The sequence below is a fragment of the Microvirga roseola genome (assembly GCF_020866965.1).
Taxonomy (GTDB): Bacteria; Pseudomonadota; Alphaproteobacteria; order Rhizobiales; family Beijerinckiaceae; genus Microvirga; species Microvirga roseola.
This window is the reverse complement of the sequence record NZ_JAJATX010000050.1, coordinates 1-19,732: the sequence shown is the minus strand read 5'-3', so window position 1 is coordinate 19,732 and position 19,732 is coordinate 1. Positions and strand designations below refer to the sequence as shown.

Sequence of the window (19,732 nt, the reverse complement as noted above, 5' to 3'; positions counted from 1 at the left end):
TCACTCGACGGGGTTGGCGAGAGCATTGACCGCCGCAGCCGCCATCGCGCTGCCGCCGCGCCGTCCGTGAACGACGAGGTACGGCACGCGGCCATCGCGGGCAAGGGCATCCTTGGATTCCGCCGCGCCGATGAAGCCGACGGGAATGCCGATGACCGCCGCGGGTTTCGGCGCACCGGCATCGAGCTTTTCCAGCAGATGGAAGAGGGCGGTGGGTGCGTTGCCGAAGACCACGAGGGAGCCTTCGAGATGCTCGCCCCACAGCTCCATGGCCGCTGCCGAGCGGGTGTTGCCGAGCTCCGTGGCAAGCGCGGGCACGCGCGGATCGTCGAGGGTGCAGATCACTGCATTGTTCGCAGGCAACCGGGCGCGGGTGATGCCGTTCGCCACCATCTTGGCGTCGCACAGGATCGGAGCGCTGCGCCGGAGGGCCTCCTCGGCTGCCTCGGCGAAGTCGGACGAGAGTTCGACATCGGCGGGGAGATCGGTCATGCCGCAGGCATGGATCATGCGCACGACCACGCGTTCGGCGGTGCCGGAGAAGCGGGACAGGTCCGCCTCCGCGCGGATGATGGCAAAGGAGCGACGATAGATCTCCGCACCCTCGCGGATGTACTCGCGGGGGCTGCTCATCGCACGTTCTCCGCAAAGGCGCGATCCGGGTCGTCCGGGGTCTTCAGGGGCAATAGACGGGTCATGAGTTCTTCGATGGAAAGATGAAGTCGGGCGGCATCCTGGGTGGAGCCGTTCGGGATGACGTCATAACGGCCGTCGTCGCGGCCAACGAGCGTGAGGTCCGCCCTGCTCGGATGGGCGCAGCCTTTTCGGCAGCCCGAGACGTGAAGGGTTGTCCCTTGCGAAAGCCGTTCGCTCCAGGCACGCGCGAGCCGTAAGGCGTCGGCCGGGGCGGGCGTCAGGGCGCTGGCGCAATCGGGCCTGCCGGGACAGGCAAGGAACGACAGGCGGGGATCGCGAGGCTCGATGATGAACCCGGAATCTCTCGCCTCACCCAGTACGGTCGTCAGATGAGCCTCTGCCAGACCCGGCAGCAGGATGCCGCGAGTGAAGGACAGGCGGATCTCACCTGCGCCGAAGCGCTCGCTCCATGCGGCGGCCTGTTCCAGTTGCGCACTTGTGCAGCGGCCGAAAGACAGCGCGAGGAGGGGGGCTTTTCCGCCCGCGATATCCAGAATGCCGGCCCGCGGTGCAGGAGGCTGCGGGCGGAGAGCTGGGGCGGCTTCGAGCACAGCCGTTGCTGCGAGTTCACGGACCAGATCAGGCTTCAGGTCGCGCAATCGCCAGGCCTCTGTCCGTCCTGCCTTCCTCATCCCGGCATAGCCAGACAGGATGGCGATGACCGCATCCGGCACGCGGTCGAGAGAGGTCGCCCCGATCCAGTGGAGCCCACCGGGCGATGCGACGCCGAAGGAAACCAGCTCGTACTCATCCCGAGCCAGCAGATGCAAATCGGCGCCCATGGAATCGAGCGGCATGGAGCCGCCGCTATCGATGGCCACGAAGAGCTTGGCGGGAAGTCCCTCGATGGAGCGGGCCCTGTCCTCGATAGTCTGCGCCAGGGCAAGCGCATCGAAACGGTCGAGCGGATCGAGACCGGCGAGGGGCGAGACCATGACGAGACGGTTGGGACCGTCGCCTTCCGGCTCGACCAGGCCTTCGCGGTCGAGCAGTTCCATCAGGCCGGGATAGGTCTCATCACGCACGCCCCGAATCTGGAGGTTGCCGCGAGCGGTAATGTCGAGATGGCCGTTGCCGTGGCGGCGCGCGGCCTCGGCGACAAGCCGCGCCTGATCCGCCGAGAGCCTGCCGGCAAGCGGATGGAGGCGCACGAGAAGCCCATCGCCCGTCGCCATGGGGCGGCGCACGCCCGGGCACCAGCCACGGCGCGCGATGGTTGTCGCAGCCGTCATTCCGCTGCCTCCCGTCGGTCATCCTCGAACAACGCTGCCACGGAATTGAGGCGGCTCTGCCAGAGGCCGCGCTGCCTGGCTTCCGAGAGACGGTTCCGAATGGCCTGGGCGGCGGCCGGATTTGCGGCAGCGATCTGCGTCCGAACGGGCTCATCGGCGAGAAGCGCCGTGAACAGGAGGTCGAAAGCCGCAGCCGAGACGGCATCCGTCGTTGCCGCGAAGGCGAAGAGGGCATCGACGCCCTGTGCGATCTCGGCGGCCCCACGCCAGCCATGACGGAGCTGGCCCGCGATCCAGCGCGGGTTTGTCAGGCGGCCGCGCACGAGCCGGTCCACGTCCTCGGACAACGTGCGGGCCTTCGGGTTCTGCGGGCGGCTCGTGTCGAGGCTATAAAGGGCGGGAGAGGAGCCCAGGGCTCCGGCTGCCGCCGCGAAGCCGCCGATGGCGTCAGCGGCGGAATCGCCCTCCAGGATATCCCGTTCGGCCACGTCGCTCACATGCACGAACGCTTCGGCCTGACGGACACGCTGCGGGAAGCTTCCATCCGCACTGGCCGTCCCTGAAGCTCCGAAGGCGTGGGAAGTGCCCGCGAGATAGGTGCGCCCGAAATCGTCCTTCACGCTCCATTCGCCGTCCAGGGCCTGTGCCGAGACGCCCGCGCCATAGATGCCAGGTGCGGCTCCAAACACGCGGGAGAGTGTCTCGCCGCGCCTGCGGGCGGCGGCGAGTTCGTTCCACTCGTCGTCCTCGTCAAGGGCCGCCACGGCTCGCGCGGCTTGATCGAGAAGCGCGATCTGATCCGGAAACGTGTCCCTGAATGCGCCGGAGACGCGAACGGTGACGTCGGTGCGCGGACGATCGAGCAGCGGGTGCGGCACGATTTCGAAGCCGGTCACGCGGGTTGAGGCATGATCCCAGGTCGGGCGCACCCCCATGAGCGAAAGCGCATGGGCGATGTCCTCGCCGCCGGAGCGGAGGGTAGGCGAGGCCCACAGGTCCATCACGATCCGCCGCGGCCAGTCGCCCTCCTCCTGCAGATGGCGGCGCACGACCTCCGCTGCCGCCCGCCAGCCGAGTTCCGTCGCCGCGCGGGTGGGAATCGCACGCGGGTCGAGCGTTGCGAGGTTGCGGCCCGTTGGCAGAACCTCCGTGTGCCCGCGAGAGGGCGAGCCTGCCGGACCCGGAATGACGAAGCGCCCGTCGAGAGCCTTCAGCAGATTCTCGCGCTCGCCTTCGCTGCAGGCCTCGAAACCGCCGGGGGCGTGTCCGAAGACATGGAGGCCTTCCCGGATCGTCACCTCGCCGAGGTCACAAAGATGGGCATCGAGGCGCGTCAGGGCCTCGTCCATGGGCATGGCGTCGTCGACCCCGCAGGCTTCGGCAAGCCCGCTGGTCCTTGCGCGCTCCAGGATTTCCCTGGCGACGAGATCGGCCCGTCCCGGGTGAAGGATCTGGGCGGATGAAAACTCCTCCACCAGCTCACGGAGAGACGCAGCTTCCCCATGCAATCCGGCCTCGCCGGTCTGCGGCGTCAGGTGCCCGACGGTCACTGCGCCGATCCGGCGCTTGGCGGGAGCCGCTTCGCCCGGGTCGTCGACGATGAACGGATAGACCACCGGGACCGGTCCGGTGGCGAGGCGCGGCCAGCAGGCGGGCGAGAGCGCTACGGCCTTGCCCGGCAGCCACTCGGTGGTGCCGTGGGTGCCCAGATGCAGGAGTGCGTGGATGTTCTCCACATTCCTCAGGCCGCAATAGAAGGCGAGATAGCCGTGGCTCGGGGGACATTCCGGATCATGGTAGAAGCCCTTCCGGTCGTGCCCGTGGCCCCGGTCAGGCTGCAGGGCCACAAGAATGTTTCCCGCGCGCAAAGCGCGAAAACAGAAGGCATCGCCGTCCAGAGCCGGGTCGCTTTCAGGCCCGCCCCAGCGCTCGGCGATGGAAGCCTGCAAGCTATCGGGCAGGGAGCCGAGCCATGCGCGGTAAACGGAGAGCGGGACCGCGAAGGAGCGCTCCCCCTCCACCAGACGCGGCATCAGGTCGTGAGCGGTGAAGTTCCGCTGCGTTTCGTGGCCTGTCTCCTGCAGCAGGTCGATGATCGCGCAGGCGCTGGCGGGCGTATCGAGCCCCACCGCGAAACCGGCCCGGCCGCCGCGCGCCGGGTAATCGGAGAGAACGAGCGCCAGCCGCCGGTCCTGGCGCGGAGTTCGGGCGAGGCGCACCCATGAAGCGGACAGATCCGCAACAGCGGCAATGCCGGCCGGGTCCGGCGCCTGCACGCGGTGGGAGAAGCCCATCGCCGGGTCGGCGGGCTCCTCCGCCTTGAACGACATGGGTCCGGCTGCGATGCGTCCATCGAATTCGGGCAGGGCAACCTGCATGGCGAGATCCGCGGCGGAGAGACCGCGGAGGGAGGCCTCCCAGGCCTCCTTCGCGCTTCCGACAGGCATCGCCTGGAGCACAGGGCAATCGGCCTCGTCGAGCACGAAGCCGGCATCGTCGCGGGCCGAGAATGCCGTCGTCGTCACGATCACATCCGGGCGGCGTGCCTGGATCGTGCGGCGGATGGCCGAGACGGCCTGCGGGTCCTTCAGGCTCGAAACCGCGAGCACGAGGGGGGCGAGGCCGCGTGCGCGAAGAGCTTCCGAGAGGGCCTCGATAGCCTGCGTGTCGCCAGCGAGAATGGTCGAGCGATAGGCAAGGATATATGCAAGGGGACGTGGATCCGAGAGCAGCGCCTCGGGCTCAACGATGCCGCTCTCCGCCGTCCAGGCGAAGGCGTGTGGCGCAGCCACCGGCTGCTCCACCATTTCTTTCTGATGGCCGATCTCCGTGCCGATGCGTGCGAGCAGGCGGCCCATGTTGCCGATGCCGCCGGCTCGAAAAAAGGATTCCAGCTCGTCGCAAAGAGATGGGGAAACCGTGGCATAGGCTGCAAGCCTGGGGTCCGGGCGGTCGTCACCCGGCATCACCGCCAGCTTGATGCCTCGCGCGCGGCATGTTTCGGACAGACGCTCGAGACCGTAGCGCCAATAGTCGCGTCCGCCGAGGCAGCGCACGAGGACGAAGCGCGCCTTCGCTGCTGTCTTGTCGATGTAGAGATCGACGGAAAGGGGATGGCGCAGGCGCCGGAGCGAGGTCAGACGGAGCGAGAATCCGTCCGGCCTGCGCTTGTGGGCAGCCGCCAGCGCGCCGAGGTCACTGTCCGCGAACGAGAGGACGACGACATCGCCCGGGGGCTGCTGGAGGTCTATGGCCTCCGAGCCCTCGTCGAGGGAAACCGCTGTGACCGGAAGGAGGTGCATCTCACCCGTTTCGCAGAGCGGATTCGACGGCCTTCACGTCGAAGCCCTTGAGGCCGATCACCACCATGCGCCCGTCACGGGCCTCGCCGGCCTTCCACGGACGGTCGAAATGGTGCGCGACGCGCTGTCCGACACCCTGGACGACGAGGCGCATGGGTTTGCCGTCCACCGGCGCGAAGCCCTTGATGCGCAGTACGCCCGCGGCTTCCGCCGCGCGCTCGACGCGGGCGACCAGCGCCTCCGGCGTGGCGACCGCATCGACCGGAATGGCGATGCTTTCGAAATCGTCGTGGTCGTGATCCTCGGCGGTCTCGTGATGGGAGGGGCGAGCCTCGAGATCGGCTTCGGCAGCGGCCCCGAGGCCGAGCAGCACGGCCGGGTCCACCTTTCCGTGGGCGGTCTCGATCACCTTCACGGCGCGGGGCAGATGCTTGTTGATCTCCGCGATGGCCTCGGCGCGCTCGCCGGCCTGCATCTGGTCGGTCTTGTTGAGGAGGATGAGATCCGCACAGAGAAGCTGGTCCTCGAACACCTCCTCCAGCGGGTTCTCGTGATCGACGGAGGTATCCGAGGCGCGCTGGGCCTCCAGTGCCTCCGGGTCCTCCGCGAAAGCGCCGGAGGCGACGGCAGGGCCGTCCACCACGGCGATCACGCCATCGACGGTGACGCGGGAGCGAATGTCCGGCCAGTTGAAGGCCCGCACCAGCGGCTTCGGCAGGGCGAGGCCCGAGGTTTCGATGAGGATGTGCTCAGGCGGATTGGGCCGGTTGAGCAGCGTGTTCAGGGCCGGGATGAAATCATCCGCCACCGTGCAGCACAGGCAGCCGTTCGGCAGCTCCACGATGTCTTCCTGCGTGCAGCCTTCGATGCCGCAGCCTTCGATGAATGAGCCGTCGAAGCCGAGGTCGCCGAACTCGTTGACGAGAACCGCCAGGCGACGGCCGCCGGCATTCTCCAGCAGATGGCGCACCAGGGTGGTTTTGCCGGCGCCGAGGAAGCCGGTGATGATGGTGCAGGGGATCTTGGTCAGATCGCTCATGAGGAGAGCCTTTCGGCGGCTTGGCTCAAGCCGCGGTGCCTGTCTTGGAAGGGGGAATGCGAGCAACCACGCCCTTGCGGAACGCCTCCGGCCGCTCGCGCCAGGGCACGAGACCGTCCGGGGTGGCTGCATAGCGGCGGAGCCCGTCGAGAATGGTGTCGACCGAAGCTTCGGCGTTCAGGTCGCCATAGATGTAGGTCCAGCGTCCGGGGCCCGACACCGCGATGGTGCAGGGGCGCTTGCAGACGGAGAGGCACTCGACCGCCTCCACCCGCACCGCAGGCGCGCCGGGTTGGGCGAGCGCCTCGGTGAGGGCCCGGTGAAGGATCGCGCCGGGCCGGAGCGCCTTGTCGTCCGGGCCACCTGCCTCGCGGCAGGTGACGCAGACATGGAGGCAGATCTCTTGCGGAGATAAGGTCATGAGCCGGGGCTTGTCCGCTCAGGCGAAAGCCGGAAGGGCCAGGACTGCGGCGCCCGTGACGGCGACGGCAAGTCCGGCCAGGCGCATCTGGAGCGAGGGTGCTGCGAAGGAATCCTTCGCGAAGCGGCGAGCCGCCATGGCGATGCCGGTCGTGAGAGCGGTCTGGACCACGACGAGGCCCGTGAGATAGGCGCCGAGCGGGGCGGTTTCCGCACCGACGATCGACTCGGCCAGAGCATAGCCGTGCAGGGCTCCGCCTGCGGCGAACAACGCCGCAACCAGGGCATAGGACAAGGTGGTGCGCACGGTCGCCGTAAGGCCGATGATGACGACGCTCAGCGCGACGAGGAGTTCGGCATGGGGAATGGTCGCGCTGGCGAGGTGGAAGCCGACGCCTGCCGCCATGGCGACGATCCAGAAGGCGGGAAGGGTCAGGCCGCGCGAGAAGCGGGAGGAGACCAGGCCGACGCCAATCAGGGCCGCGAGGTGGTCGAGGCCGATCACCGGGTGCCCCAAGCCGGACAACAGGCCCTGAAAGAAGGTGGTCGGAGTCACGCCGCCCATCGGGTGGTGGGCGAGGGCCGGCGTCGCGGCGGCGAGGCAGCCGAGGGTCAGGGCAAGGAGGCGGGTCTTGGGCAGGCTTGGTGCAGGCATCGTTCTCTCCGTCGGGAGACCGTGAGGTCTGTTGAGCTTCCACGGACGGAACCGAACGATTGCCGATCGTTCGACTACGGTCACCATCGGCACACCCCGTCCGACAGACCCGATAGAAGCAGTGAATGACGGCAGGTCTCCTGGCTCACGGCTCGATGCTTTGCGCTACCGCCTTCCCGGGGAGGAAGTCCCAGTGGCATTTGGAGCGTAGGCTCGCCGTTTACAGTTGCGGGGGCAGCCGCGGTGTCTCACCGCATTCCCTTTTCACCCCGTTGCCGGGGCACCGTCTGATACACGCTTACCGGGGCAGAGGACATCTTTCAAGCCTGCCCCTCGCAGGCCCCGGCCTTGAAATCCGGCCTGTGGGTGTTCATGGTGCGGCCCTTCCACAGGGAAGCAGGACCCATGACTCCGGACGAAGAGGCGCGCCACCGCGCCAAGATGATCAAGCGCAAGGAGGTGCAGGACCGCGAGGTCGCCTCGAAAACGGTCGAGAAGGGGCTCCTCATCGTCCATACCGGGCCTGGGAAGGGCAAGTCGACGGCGGCCTTCGGTCTCATGCTCCGGGCGCTGGGGCGCGGCTTCAACGTGGGGGTGGTGCAGTTCATCAAGGGGGCCTGGGAAACCGGCGAGCGTCTTGCCCTGGACCGGTTCGCCGACCAGATCGAGTGGCACACCATGGGCGAGGGATTCACCTGGGAAACGCAGGACCGGGCCCGCGACGTGGCCGCCGCCGAGCGGGCGTGGGACAAGGCCAAGGAGCTGATGGCCCGCGAGGACATCCGTTTCCTGGTCCTCGACGAACTGAACATCGCCCTGCGCTACGATTACCTGCCCCTGGCCGATGTCGTGGAAACGCTGCGGCGGCGCAGGGAGGGTCTCCACATCGTGGTCACCGGACGAAACGCCAAACCGGAACTGATCGAGGCGGCCGATCTCGTGACCGAGATGACCCTGGTGAAGCACCACTTCGCGGCAGGGGTCAAAGCGCAGGAAGGCATCGAGTTCTGATGCGTGCGCTCATGGTGCAGGGCACCGGCTCGAATGTCGGCAAGTCGCTGCTCGTGGCGGGCCTCTGCCGGGTCTTCGCGCGGCGGGGCCTCAAGGTCCGCCCGTTCAAGCCGCAGAACATGTCGAACAACGCCGCGGTGACGGCGGATGACGGCGAGATCGGGCGGGCGCAGGCGCTCCAGGCCCGAGCCGCCGGCGTCCCGCCCAGCGTCCACATGAACCCCGTCCTGCTCAAGCCGCAGAGCGAAATCGGCTCCCAGGTCGTGGTCCAGGGCCGCGTCGTCGGGACGGCCCGGGCGCGCGAGTACCAGTCCTGGAAACCCCGCCTGCTGGAGGCAGTGCTCGAGAGCTTCGGGAAGCTCGCGGGCGAGGCCGATCTCGTGCTTATCGAAGGAGCGGGCTCCGCCTCCGAGGTCAATCTTCGCGCAGGCGACATTGCCAATATGGGCTTTGCCCGCGCGGCGAACGTTCCCGTGGTGCTGGTCGGCGATATCGACCGGGGCGGGGTCATCGCCAGCCTCGTCGGCACGAAGGCGGTACTCGACGAGGCGGATGCCGCCATGATCGAGGGATTCATCGTCAACCGCTTCCGGGGAGATCCGACGCTGTTCGACCAGGGGATGCGCATCATCGCCGAGCGCACGGGCTGGGCGGCCATGGGGCTCGTGCCGCACTTCGCGGACGCCGCCCGCCTTCCCGCGGAAGACGGCCTTGGCCTCAGGCGGGCCGGATCGCGGCACGGCAAGGGTTCCGTCGTGATTGCGGTTCCGGTGACGCCCTGGATCTCGAATTTCGACGATTTCGATCCTCTGCGCGAGGAGCCAGGGATCGAGGTGGCGCTGGTCGAGCCCGGCGAACCGCTTCCCGCCGATGCGGCGCTCGTGCTTCTACCCGGATCGAAGACCACCATCGACGATCTTCTCTTCTTTCGCGCTCAGGGCTGGGACATCGACCTCAAGGCGCATGTCCGGCGGGGAGGGCAGGTGCTGGGTCTCTGCGGCGGCTATCAGATGCTGGGGCGGCGCATCGACGATCCCTTCGGCATCGAGGGCGAGGCGGGCCGTTCGGTCGAGGGGCTCGGCCTTCTCGACGTGACGACGACGCTCACCGCCAGGAAGCGGCTTGAGGCGGTAACCGGAATGACCGTTTCCGACGAAGCGCCGCTGTCGGGCTACGAGATGCATATCGGCGAGACCTCGGGGCCGGACGCCTCCGCGCGCCCCTTCGCACGGCTGGAAGCAGACCGCCTCGACGGCGCGGTTTCGGCGGATGGGCGGGTGGCCGGCACCTATGTGCATGGCCTGTTCGCCGACGACCGCCAGCGGAAGCGCTGGCTCGACCGGCTCGGGGCCGAGAGCGGCGGTTTCGCCTATGAGGCTCTCGTGGACGACATTCTCGACCGGTTCGCCGATCACCTCGAGGCGCACCTCGATTGCGACCGGCTGCTTGCGATCAGCGCCCGATGAGGGACGCGAGGAGGGCAAGTCCAGCTGCCAGCCCGAACAGGAGGCCGCAAGCCGTCCGGTAGAGGGCAAGCGCCCGCTCGATATCCTGCGCCGTCGCCTCCGCGCGCCCATTGCCCATCCACCGGTCCTCGACCCGCACATCCCCGTAGATGCGCGGCCCTGCGAGCCGCAGGCCCAGGGCGCCCGCCATCGCGGCTTCGGGCCACCCCGCATTGGGGGAGCGGTGATGGGAGGCATCGCGCCGGACGGCCTCGAGCGCCGCGCGCGGGGAGGCGCCCCGGTTCAGGGCGGCGGCGGCGATGATGAGGCAAGCCGTCAGGCGCGAGGCGGGCAGGTTCACGAGATCGTCGAAGCGGGCCGCCGCCCAGCCGAAGGCCTCGTGCCGGGGCGTGCGATGCCCGATCATGCTGTCGGCGGTATTGGCCACCTTGTAGAGCGCCGCTCCCGTGAGGCCTCCCAATCCGAGCCAGAAAGCAGGCGCGACGATGCCGTCCGAGAAGTTTTCCGCCAGGCTCTCGATGGCGGCGCGGGAAACGCCGGCTTCGTCGAGGCTCTGCGGGTTGCGCCCGACGATCATGGACACGGCCCGCCTTCCTTCGTCGAGGCCGCCGTCCCGGAGCCCCTTCGAGACCGCAGCCACATGCTCGTGGAGACTGCGCTGAGCCAGGAGAGCGCTGGCGAGAACGGCGATTGCCGCATAGCCCATGCCTCCTATGGGAAGGAGAAGGCTCTCCAGCAGCCAAGCTGCAGAACCGGTCGCGGCCAGCAGGAGCAGAAGGGCGAGAATGCCGACCGCGCGGCGATGCCTGAAACTCCATTCGTCACGGTTCAGCCCCCGGTCGAGCGCCTTGATCAACCGGCCGATCCAGGTGACGGGATGCCCGATCGCCGTATAAAGCCAGTTCGGATAGCCGAAGGCTGCTTCCGTCGCGAGGGCGAGGACCAGGATGAACAGGCTGTCGGGCAGGATCATGGGTGAGATCGATGAGTGAGACGCAGATCTGGCACGGTGGCGACCTTGATGAAGCCACACGGCTTTTTCCGGATGCGCCCCAACCGTGGATCGATCTGTCGACGGGGATCAATCCCATAGCTTATCCCGTGCCCCCCTTGCCACCCTCCCTGTTCGAGAGGCTGCCATCCCCCGCAGCCCACAATGATCTGGAACGGGCCGCAGCCGAGGCCTACCGGGCGGCCGGTTCCGAAATGGTGGTGGCGGCTCCCGGAACCCAAGTCCTGATCAGCCTGCTGCCGTCCCTCTGGCCGCGTGCGCGGGTGGCCATCCTCGGCCCCACCTATGCCGAACATGCGCAGGCCTGGCGCAAGGCGGGGCACGAGGTCGCCGAGATCGGAACGCCGGGGCAGGCCGGGGACGCGGACATCCTGGTCGTGGTGAACCCCAACAATCCCGATGGGCGGATTGTCGGTCGGGAAAAGCTGCTCGCCATCGCCGAACATCTCCGGCAGCGGCGCGGATGGCTGATCGTGGACGAGGCCTTCGCCGATTTCGATGCGGACGAGACGCTCGTTCCGCTTCTTCCAGATAATGCCATCGTCCTGCGCTCCTTCGGCAAGACCTATGGCCTGGCCGGGGTCAGGCTTGGTTTCTCGATCTCGAACCAGGGTTTCGCCGGCCGGCTGAGAGCGATGCTGGGTCCCTGGGCCGTCTCGGGGCCTGCCATCGAGGTGGGGCGGCGCGCCTTGCTGGATCACGACTGGCTGGCCTCAACCCGGCAAGCCCGCGCTGCCGACGCCCGACGTCTCGACGCTCTTCTTGCAGTTTTTTCAGCTTCGCCGCCGCGAGGCACGATTCTCTACCGCCTCGCGGAGAGCAGTCAGGCTCCAGTCCTGTTCTCGCATCTCGGGCAACGAGGCATTTGGGCGCGGCGCTTCGCACATGACCCCAGACTTCTGCGCTTCGGCCTGCCCGGCTCCGAAGCCGCCTGGCTGCGCCTCGAGCAGGCGCTCACAACCTATGCGGCACCTCAGGCAGCCGGCTGACACCACTTCCGTAATTCATCTCACGTCCGCTGCCGGGCGATAGGCGGTATGGGCTTCCGGCTGTATGATTCTCCAGACGAAGCAGATATCCCCAACGGAATGCTCTCAGGCTGAGATGCCGGCTCTCGCATCTTTCCACATTCCTGAAAATCGCTGAAAACGCCGTCGCGGGCCTGTCATGGAGGTCGCCTAGGGTCCTGGAAACGTTTCCAGTCGGCTGCAATGATCCCTGTCACCATCCATCATGTCGCACAGAAGGCTCGCTGCTCCGTAGCGAGCGTGAGCCGGGTCGTGAATGGCACAGGTCCTGCCAGCCCCGCCATGCGTGCGCGCGTAGAAGTGGCTGTCGCGGAGCTCGGGTTTCAACCGAGCGAGGTCGGGCGCAGCCTTGCTCGCCGGTCACGGCGCATCCTGGGCGTTCTCGTGCCAAGCGTCACGAACCCGATCTTCGCTGCATCGCTTGCCGGCATCCAGGACCGGGCGCGCGCAGCCGGCCTCTCCGTTCTCATCGCGCAATCCGACTATGATCCCGGGCGCGAGCGTGAGGCTGTCGAGGCGCTTCTCGCCGAACGTCCCGCAGGTCTCGTGCTGACCGTCTGTGATCCGTACGACAGCCTCGCTCTCGATCTCGTGGAGCGGCAGGGCATCCCCACGGTCCTCGTCTACAATGATCCAGGTGATCGCAGGATCTCCGCCGTTACCGTGGACAGCCGGGGGGCAAGCCGGGCGCTCGTCGAGCAAATGATCGCGCTCGGGCACCGCCGCATCGTCTTCGTGGCAGGTCATTTCGCGGCCTCCGACCGCTCGCGCCTGCGCTACTTGGGTTACGCGGACGCAGTTAGTGCAGCAGGCCTACCCGTTGAACCACCGACGGAGGTGGATTTCATTGTAGGCGCCGACGATGTGGACCTGACGGAACTGGTCAGCCGCTTGAGACCTACGGCCATTGTCGCCTCGAACGATCTCCTGGCGCTCAGCGTCATCGCTTCGCTGCGGCGGCTCGGCCTCGACGTGCCAGGACAGGTTTCCGTTGCAGGTTTCGACGGCATCGCGCTCGGCCGTCTGGTGGACCCGCCGCTTACTACGGTCGAGCAGCCAGCCGGTACCATGGGGGTCGCGGCCGTGTCGCTGCTGCTGGAGCTGGCGGCAGGCAGATGTGAGTCCCAGCGCCTCCTCATCAATCACACCTTCCGTCCAGGCGGCACCCTTCAGCCGCCGGTCGCGCAAGTGCGCCTGAGCAAACGGCGTCAATCCTCCCAGAACCTCGTCCATCAGGAGAGCTCAAGATGAACGCTTGCACATCTATACTCGGCGTCCTCGCCCTAACGTCGGCAGCCTTCGCGTTGCCGGCGAAGGCTGCCGACGCCATCTGCTACAACTGCCCGCCTCAGTGGGCGGACTGGGCTTCTGCNCAAGATGAACGCTTGCACATCTATACTCGGCGTCCTCGCCCTAACGTCGGCAGCCTTCGCGTTGCCGGCGAAGGCTGCCGACGCCATCTGCTACAACTGCCCGCCTCAGTGGGCGGACTGGGCTTCTGCCCTCAAGGCCGTCGAGGCCGATCTCGGTCTCAAGATGCCCCACGACAACAAGAACTCCGGCCAGGCGCTGTCGCAGGTTCTGGCCGAGCGGGCCAATCCGGTCGCTGACATGGCCTATTATGGCATCACTTTCGGAATTAAGGCGAAGAACGAGGGCGTGACGCAGGCCTACAAGCCGGCCCGGTTCGACGAAATCCCGGCGGGCCTCAAGGATCCCGAAGGGCATTGGTGGACCGTGCACCAGGGTACGCTGGGTCTGTTCGTCAACAAGGATGCGCTCAACGGCATGCCCGTTCCGGCGTGCTGGCGCGATCTTCTGAAGCCTGAGTACCGCGGTCTCGTCGGCTACCTTGATCCGAGCTCTGCGGCCGTAGGTTATGTCGGTGCAGTCGCCGTGAACGAGGCGCTGGGTGGATCCCTCGACAACATGGATCCGGCCCTGGACTACTTCAAACAGCTCGCAAACAACGATCCTATCGTGCCAAAGCAGACGTCCTATGCGCGTGTGGTCTCGGGCGAGTTGCCGATCCTCTTCGACTACGACTTCAACGCATACCGGGCGAAGTACACCGAGAAGGGTGCCTTCGAATTTGTGATCCCCTGCGAAGGAACGGTGTCGTTTCCCTATGTGATGACGCTCAACAAGGGCGCACCGCAGTCAGAGAACGCCAAGAAAATCCTCGATTACCTGCTCTCCGACAAGGGCCAAGCGATCTGGACCAATGCCTATTTGCGTCCGGCCCGACCCATTGCATTGCCTGCCGATGTGAAGGCCCGCTTCCTGCCGGATGCGGAGTATTCCCGCGCCAAGTCCGTCGACTGGGGCAAAGCCGAGACCGTGCAGAAGGCCTTCTCCGACCGTTACCTCGCCGAGGTCCGCTGAATGAAACTGGCGGCGCGGGCTTTCCCGCGCCGCCCCGAGCCCCCGCCCATGACCCGTACCCGATTTGACATTCTGCTCCTCGCGCCGCTCACAGCTTTCGCAGCGGCGTTCCTGCTGCTGCCACTTGCTGAGTTGGTGCTGGTCGCCGGCAGAGGGCGCAGCGGGCTGGCGGCTTACGCAGCCATCGTCACGGAGGCGCGCTATCTCAGAAGCCTCCTGTCGACCGTTGCGCTCGCTTCCGCAACGACCGTCGCGACGCTTGCTATCGCCACGGTCGCGGCCCAGTTCCTGGCGAGCCGCCGTTTCGCCGGCCGCAATCTTCTCGTCTCCATGCTGACTTTCCCGCTTGCCTTTCCAGGCGTGGTCGTGGGCTTCATGGTCATTCTGCTCGGCGGTCGCCTTGGGCTTATCGGCGGAGCGAGCGAAGCACTGACAGGCGAGAGGATCGTCTTCGCCTATTCGATGACGGGTCTCTTCGTAGGCTATGTCTATTTTTCGATCCCGCGTGTGATCCTCACCGTCATAGCGGCGGTCGAGAAGCTCGACCCTGCTCTCGTGGAGGCTGCACGTTCGCTCGGCGCCGGACCCTTCGCGATTCAGTGTGACGTGGTTCTGCCGGCTCTGACACCGGCTTTGTTTGCGGCAGGGGCTCTGTGCTTTGCCACCGCGATGGGTGCGTTCGGTACGGCTTTTACGCTTGCGGCACGGATCGAGGTTCTGCCGATGGTGATCTATACCGAATTTACGCTCGCCGCGAACATGGCCAGCGCGGCGGCGCTCTCACTGGCATTGGGCCTGTTGACCTGGATCGTGCTCACCGTAGCGCGAAGCTTATCCGGCAGCGCCGTCGCAGCGGCGGGGTAGGGCAATGCGGGCAACGACTCTGATGGCAGGCACTGTCACGGTGCTGGTTGCGGGCTTTCTCATCACCCCCACGATCATATCAATCCTGGCGGGCCTCTCGGAAAGCTATGCGCGCGGGCCGAGGGAAGGCCTGACCCTTGCCTGGGTTATGGAGGTCTGTGACCTTTACGCCGATACGATCATGCGCTCGATTCTGGTTGCGCTCGCAACGCTTGCCATCACGCTGATCATCGGCGTGCCCGCAGCCTATGCGCTCGTCCGCCGGGGAGGTCGCCTCGCGCGGATTATTGAGGAATTCGTCACGCTGCCCGTTGCGATTCCAGGCCTTGCCCTCGCGCTCGCTCTCATCATCGCCTATGGCGGCAGCGGTGATCTCCGCGGCTCGACCGCCTTCATCGTCATCGGTCACGTGCTGTATACGCTCCCTTTCATGCTCAGAGCTGTAATTGCGGTGCTAGCTGCGATCAACTGGCAGGCCCTCGACGAGGGAGCGGCGAGCCTCGGCGCCTCTTCATGGCAGCGCTTCGTCGACGTGATCGTCCCCAACGCCCGGCCCGGCATTCTAGCCGGCGCCCTCACCGTGGTGACGCTCTCCATCGGGGAGTTCAACCTCACCTGGATGCTCCACACGCCGCTCACGAAAACGCTTCCTGTCGGTCTGGCCGATTCCTATGCCTCCATGCGTCTTGAGATTGCTTCAGCCTACACGCTCGTCTTCCTTATCATGATCATGCCCTTGCTCCTCGCCATGCAGTTCATCGCCCATGCCGCCGACCGGAGGGCGAGCCCATGAACCAAGCAGTCAGAATAGCCCACGGAGTTACGGTCGAGATCGCATCCGTCGGCAAGACATTTCAAGCCAGACATCCGGCATTGCTGCCGACGGACTTAACAATTCCAGCCGGTGAAATTCTCGTGCTGTTAGGGCCCTCAGGTTGCGGGAAAACCACCTTGCTGCGTCTGATTGCTGGCCTCGAGCAGCCGGACCCGGGCGGCTCTATACGCTTTGATCAGGAAGACGTGACCGGAACGTTGATCGAGCACCGACAGGTGGGCATGGTTTTCCAGTCCTATGCGCTCTTCCCCAACATGACGGTTGCGGAGAATGTGGGCTATGGACTGAAAGTGCGGGGAGTAACAAAATGTAAGCGGCAGGTCGAGGTGGAAAGGCTCCTCGCTATGGTGGGCCTCACCGAGTTCGCTGCTCGCCGGGTAGACCGCATCTCCGGCGGTCAGCGCCAGCGCGTGGCTCTTGCCCGCGCACTCGCCATCAGGCCACGGGTGCTGTTGCTCGACGAGCCCCTGGCGGCGCTCGACGCTTCCCTGCGCGAGCATCTGCGCGTCGAGATAGCGGCGCTCCTTCGCGCCTTCCGCATCACGGCCGTCTACGTGACACATGACCAGGCGGAGGCCATGGCAATCGGCGACCGCATCGCGGTCATGAGCCGCGGCCGCATTGTCCAGATCGATACACCAGAGGTCGTCTACCAGCGGCCGGCGACGCGCTTTGCGGCGCAATTCGTGGGTGTCATGAACCGGGTCGACGGGTGCGTCCGGGGCGGGCGCCTCTCCCTGCCGAGCGGTAGCCTCGAAATCGGAGGATCGGATCGCGACACGGCGCTCTGGTTCCGGCCCGAATCCGTACGGGTGATCGGGGCCGAGAACGCGGGCCTGGTGGGAACGGTCATAGGCTCCACGTTCTTCGGCGCCACGCGACGCCTCACCGTCGTGATTGGTGCGGAGAAGCCAATTCTCATCGACGCGCCAGCGACATTGGGTGTGGCGAATGGCGACCGGATCGGCCTCTCCATCGAACGATCTGCAGTTCTCGAGCTCCCAGAAGACACCGTCTGATTCCTCAAATCCATCAGAGATCCTCCATGCTGATTGCTCATATCTCCGACCTTCACATCCGCCCGAGGGGCGAACTCGCCTATGGAGTTGCGGAAACGAATGTCTTAGCCGAACGGGCAATCAACGCTCTCTTGCGGCTGCGGCCGAGACCTGACCTCGTCGTGCTGACGGGCGATGCGACGGATTGCGGTCTGGAGGAGGAATTCGCGATCCTACGAAGCCTGCTCGCGCGCTTGCCGATGCCGGTCTATGCGGTTCCAGGCAACCACGACCGCAGAGATGCGATGCGCGAGTGCTTCCGAGAGGGCGGCTACATGGCCCCGACGGGCTATCTGAACTACGTCGTCGAAACGCGCCCTGTGCGGATCATCTCTCTCGACAGCTTGGTACCCGGAGCCAGTCACGGCGCGCTTGCGCCGGAAACATTGACCTTTCTCGCCGATGCTCTCGAAACAGCGCCCGAGGTGCCGACAATCGTGTGCCTCCATCATCCGCCGGTCCTCTGCGGCATTGCGCATATGGATCGAATCCGATTGCTTGAGGGGGCAGAGGAATTTGCTACGCTCATCGGGCGCCATCCCCAGGTGGAGCGCATCCTCACAGGCCACCACCACCGCCCCATCGTCACCCGTTTCGCTGGAACGCTTTGTCAGATCGCACCATCGGTCGCCCATCAGGTTGCGCTCGATCTGACGGCGGATGGACCCTCGGCATTCGTTCTGGAACCGCCTGCCTTCCTTCTCCACCACTGGACAAGGGAGGCGGGGCTTGTGACACATATGGCCTATGTGGACCGCGCACCCGGACCTTTTCCGTTCGTCCTGCCGGAAGAGTATCCTGGCCACTCATAGGACACGAACGAAATGGCACGGCCCAGCTTGATCCAATGATGGACAGGGAGGCGTGCGTAGCAACTGGGCAGGGGAGTGATCGAAACCTGAACCATCCCTTGCCAGCCGGGTTAGTCAGCTAGGCCGGCTGCCCAGGAGGCCGCAGGCTCATAACCCTTTACGCAGGAGGTGCCTATGGCTGAGACGTACCGCACCGGCAGCTCGCAACCGAGCACCGGAACCCGAGCAGGATCTTCGTCCTACGGGGCGGGTAGTGAAGGCAGAGCGTTCGCGACGGATTACGATGATGAATTCAGGGTCTATGAGTACGATAGGTTGAGTCGCGGTGAGCGTCCGCGAACCCGTACCGGCCTTGCTCTCGACGATGGGATCATTCTGCTCGGTATCCTCCTTGGAGGCACGGCTGGTTACATGATTGCCTCATCCGTTCGCACGGACAAGGCGGGCGGCCAAGGTCGGGCCAGGTTCAAGAGATCGGCAGGCGATCACTATGCACGCCACCGGAGCCGGACAAGATCGGGCAGAAACGTCGAACATGATGAAACGGCAGATCTGATCGCGTCCAACAAGGTCGAAAGCACGACAGTCTACAACCGCCGGGGCGAAAAGCTCGGCGAAGTGTACAACTTCATGGTCGGGAAGCGCTCGGGGCAGGCAGCTTATGCCGTGATGAGCTTCGGAGGTTTTCTGGGCATTGGCCAGAAATACCATCCGCTGCCCTGGAACATGTTGACCTACGACACTGACAAGAAGGGCTATGTCGTTGATGTCGACAAGGAGGATCTGATGGGAGCTCCGAGCTATGGAGCAGGCGAGGAGCCGTTCTCGCAGCCCGACTATGGACGGCATGTGCAGGACTACTGGTCCGCACGCAGGCGTGACCGTCACAGCTGAGACAACATTGGAACTTCAGCCCTGCCATTCACGAATGGCAGGGCTGCCGCCATCGCTCTGGGCTGGCGCACGGCCAAAAGACGCGACAGGCATATGGCATCGCTCATCGGCAACTGGCTGAGAATGCTGAACGATCTTGAGATAGGTCAAGGCGATGACATTCTGCGCGCATACCTTGAGAGCGATGGGATGGCGACATGAACCACGGCCGACGCCTGGGTTGCTCCCGGGGTGTGCCGCCAATTCCAGCCCACATAAGGTAGTAGCCGGAGTCTTGCCCGGCCGGTTTGGCGGGAACGTTTTGTGCCATCGCTGGAGCAACGATGAGAGACAGTGCGGATATCGCCGAGGCTCCGCCTCCCGGTGCCGCGGATAGCAGCTGCCATGCCAAGGCGGCCCAGGAGGTTTTGGCGAGCCTCAACACGTCTCTCGATGGCTTGGGGCGGGACGATGTCCAGGCACGGCTTCGGCGCTATGGCCCGAACGCGCTGCTTGGTGCCAAGGGACGCCATCCGGTCATTCGCTTCCTGTTGCACTTCAACAATGCGCTGATCTTTTTCCTCATGGCCGGAGTGGTCGCCGCATGGGCCTTGGGCCATGCAGTGGATGCGGCGGTGATCGTGGCGGTGGTTCTGATCAATGCCATCGTTGGCTTCGTCCAGGAAGGCAAGGCGGAGAGCGCCCTCAACGCTATCCGCAACATGATTTCGCCGCATGCCAATGTGCTTCGGGATGGGCAGCGATCGAGCGTGCCCGTGACGGAGCTCGTGCCGGGCGATCTCGTTCTCCTGGAGGCAGGAGATCGAGTGCCGGCCGATCTGCGCCTCGTGCGAGCCCGCGGGCTCCTGATCGAGGAGGCCATCCTCACGGGGGAGTCGGTCGCATCCGAGAAACATGAGGAGCCGGTGGCTGCCGACGCTGCCCTGGGCGACCGTTCATCGATGGCCTATTCGGGCACCATCGTTGCGGCCGGAGAGGGCCTAGCACTACAGTTGCAGGTTTAGAGTTCTAATTACCTCCTGA

Annotated in this window: 18 protein-coding genes and 1 riboswitch; of the genes, 11 read left to right on the top strand and 7 right to left on the bottom strand. The window is 65.8% G+C overall.

Translation table 11 applies throughout. From position 1 onward, the window contains the following. Genes LG661_RS19770 through LG661_RS19745 form a run of 6 tightly spaced genes read right to left on the bottom strand, consistent with a single transcriptional unit; the run spans position 1 to position 7,344 of the window. Positions 1-633 carry a precorrin-8X methylmutase gene (locus LG661_RS19770; protein WP_230533661.1) on the bottom strand — a complete coding sequence of 211 codons (633 nt, stop codon included), beginning with the start codon at positions 631-633 and terminating at the stop codon, positions 1-3. Next, positions 630-1,928: a precorrin-3B synthase gene (cobG, locus tag LG661_RS19765; protein WP_230533660.1), complete on the bottom strand. Its 1,299-nt coding sequence runs from the start codon at positions 1,926-1,928 to the stop codon at positions 630-632. The genes LG661_RS19770 and cobG overlap by 4 nt, the downstream gene beginning before the upstream one ends. Further along, positions 1,925-5,230: a cobaltochelatase subunit CobN gene (cobN, locus tag LG661_RS19760; protein ID WP_230533659.1), complete on the bottom strand. Its 3,306-nt coding sequence runs from the start codon at positions 5,228-5,230 to the stop codon at positions 1,925-1,927. Before cobN ends, cobG begins: the two co-directional genes overlap by 4 nt. A 1-nt stretch (position 5,231) precedes the next feature. After that, complete coding sequence (gene cobW, locus LG661_RS19755; RefSeq protein ID WP_230533658.1) at positions 5,232-6,269, bottom strand: cobalamin biosynthesis protein CobW; 1,038 nt, start codon at positions 6,267-6,269, stop codon at positions 5,232-5,234. A 25-nt stretch (positions 6,270-6,294) separates the two neighbouring features. Beyond that, a complete protein-coding gene (locus LG661_RS19750; RefSeq protein ID WP_230533657.1) occupies positions 6,295-6,690 on the bottom strand; it encodes a DUF1636 family protein in 396 nt (131 codons plus the stop codon). An 18-nt stretch (positions 6,691-6,708) separates the two neighbouring features. Then, complete coding sequence (locus tag LG661_RS19745; protein WP_230533656.1) at positions 6,709-7,344, bottom strand: HupE/UreJ family protein; 636 nt, start codon at positions 7,342-7,344, stop codon at positions 6,709-6,711. Between the two features lie 113 nt (positions 7,345-7,457). Continuing rightward, positions 7,458-7,647, bottom strand: a riboswitch (cobalamin riboswitch). Between the two features lie 102 nt (positions 7,648-7,749). Between LG661_RS19745 and cobO the strand changes: the two genes are divergently transcribed. Both cobO and LG661_RS19735 read left to right on the top strand, forming a co-directional pair. Then, positions 7,750-8,355, top strand: a complete 606-nt coding sequence (cobO, locus tag LG661_RS19740; protein WP_230533655.1) for a cob(I)yrinic acid a,c-diamide adenosyltransferase — start codon at positions 7,750-7,752, stop codon at positions 8,353-8,355. An 11-nt stretch (positions 8,356-8,366) separates the two neighbouring features. Further along, positions 8,367-9,821, top strand: coding sequence for a cobyric acid synthase (locus LG661_RS19735; protein ID WP_230533675.1), 1,455 nt, complete (start codon positions 8,367-8,369; stop codon positions 9,819-9,821). On the opposite strand, the gene cbiB is transcribed toward LG661_RS19735, so the two are convergent. Further along, complete coding sequence (cbiB, locus tag LG661_RS19730) at positions 9,808-10,794, bottom strand: adenosylcobinamide-phosphate synthase CbiB (RefSeq protein ID WP_230533654.1); 987 nt, start codon at positions 10,792-10,794, stop codon at positions 9,808-9,810. The genes LG661_RS19735 and cbiB overlap by 14 nt on opposite strands. Before the next feature lie 11 nt (positions 10,795-10,805). On the opposite strand from cbiB, the gene cobD reads away from it, so the two are divergent. From cobD to LG661_RS19685, 9 genes are all read left to right on the top strand, one after another. Next, a complete protein-coding gene (cobD, locus tag LG661_RS19725) occupies positions 10,806-11,822 on the top strand; it encodes a threonine-phosphate decarboxylase CobD (RefSeq protein WP_230533653.1) in 1,017 nt (338 codons plus the stop codon). A gap of 222 nt (positions 11,823-12,044) precedes the next feature. Then, positions 12,045-13,112: a substrate-binding domain-containing protein gene (locus LG661_RS19720; RefSeq protein WP_230533652.1), complete on the top strand. Its 1,068-nt coding sequence runs from the start codon at positions 12,045-12,047 to the stop codon at positions 13,110-13,112. Positions 13,113-13,238: 126 nt separating this feature from the next. After that, positions 13,239-14,246: an ABC transporter substrate-binding protein gene (locus LG661_RS19715; protein WP_230533651.1), complete on the top strand. Its 1,008-nt coding sequence runs from the start codon at positions 13,239-13,241 to the stop codon at positions 14,244-14,246. Between the two features lie 48 nt (positions 14,247-14,294). Next, the gene (locus LG661_RS19710) at positions 14,295-15,110 is read left to right on the top strand and encodes an ABC transporter permease (protein WP_230533650.1); all 816 of its coding nucleotides are present in this window, start codon (positions 14,295-14,297) and stop codon (positions 15,108-15,110) included. A 4-nt stretch (positions 15,111-15,114) separates the two neighbouring features. Beyond that, positions 15,115-15,903 carry an ABC transporter permease gene (locus tag LG661_RS19705; protein WP_407666755.1) on the top strand — a complete coding sequence of 263 codons (789 nt, stop codon included), beginning with the start codon at positions 15,115-15,117 and terminating at the stop codon, positions 15,901-15,903. Beyond that, complete coding sequence (locus LG661_RS19700) at positions 15,900-16,964, top strand: ABC transporter ATP-binding protein (protein WP_230533648.1); 1,065 nt, start codon at positions 15,900-15,902, stop codon at positions 16,962-16,964. Before LG661_RS19705 ends, LG661_RS19700 begins: the two co-directional genes overlap by 4 nt. A gap of 26 nt (positions 16,965-16,990) precedes the next feature. Further along, on the top strand, positions 16,991-17,815 hold the full coding sequence (locus LG661_RS19695) for a phosphodiesterase (RefSeq protein ID WP_230533647.1): 825 nt from the start codon (positions 16,991-16,993) through the stop codon (positions 17,813-17,815). A gap of 174 nt (positions 17,816-17,989) precedes the next feature. Continuing rightward, complete coding sequence (locus tag LG661_RS25495; RefSeq protein WP_407666754.1) at positions 17,990-18,709, top strand: PRC-barrel domain-containing protein; 720 nt, start codon at positions 17,990-17,992, stop codon at positions 18,707-18,709. 323 nt (positions 18,710-19,032) lie between these two features. Then, complete coding sequence (locus LG661_RS19685) at positions 19,033-19,713, top strand: HAD-IC family P-type ATPase (protein ID WP_407666753.1); 681 nt, start codon at positions 19,033-19,035, stop codon at positions 19,711-19,713. Positions 19,714-19,732 lie beyond the last annotated feature (19 nt).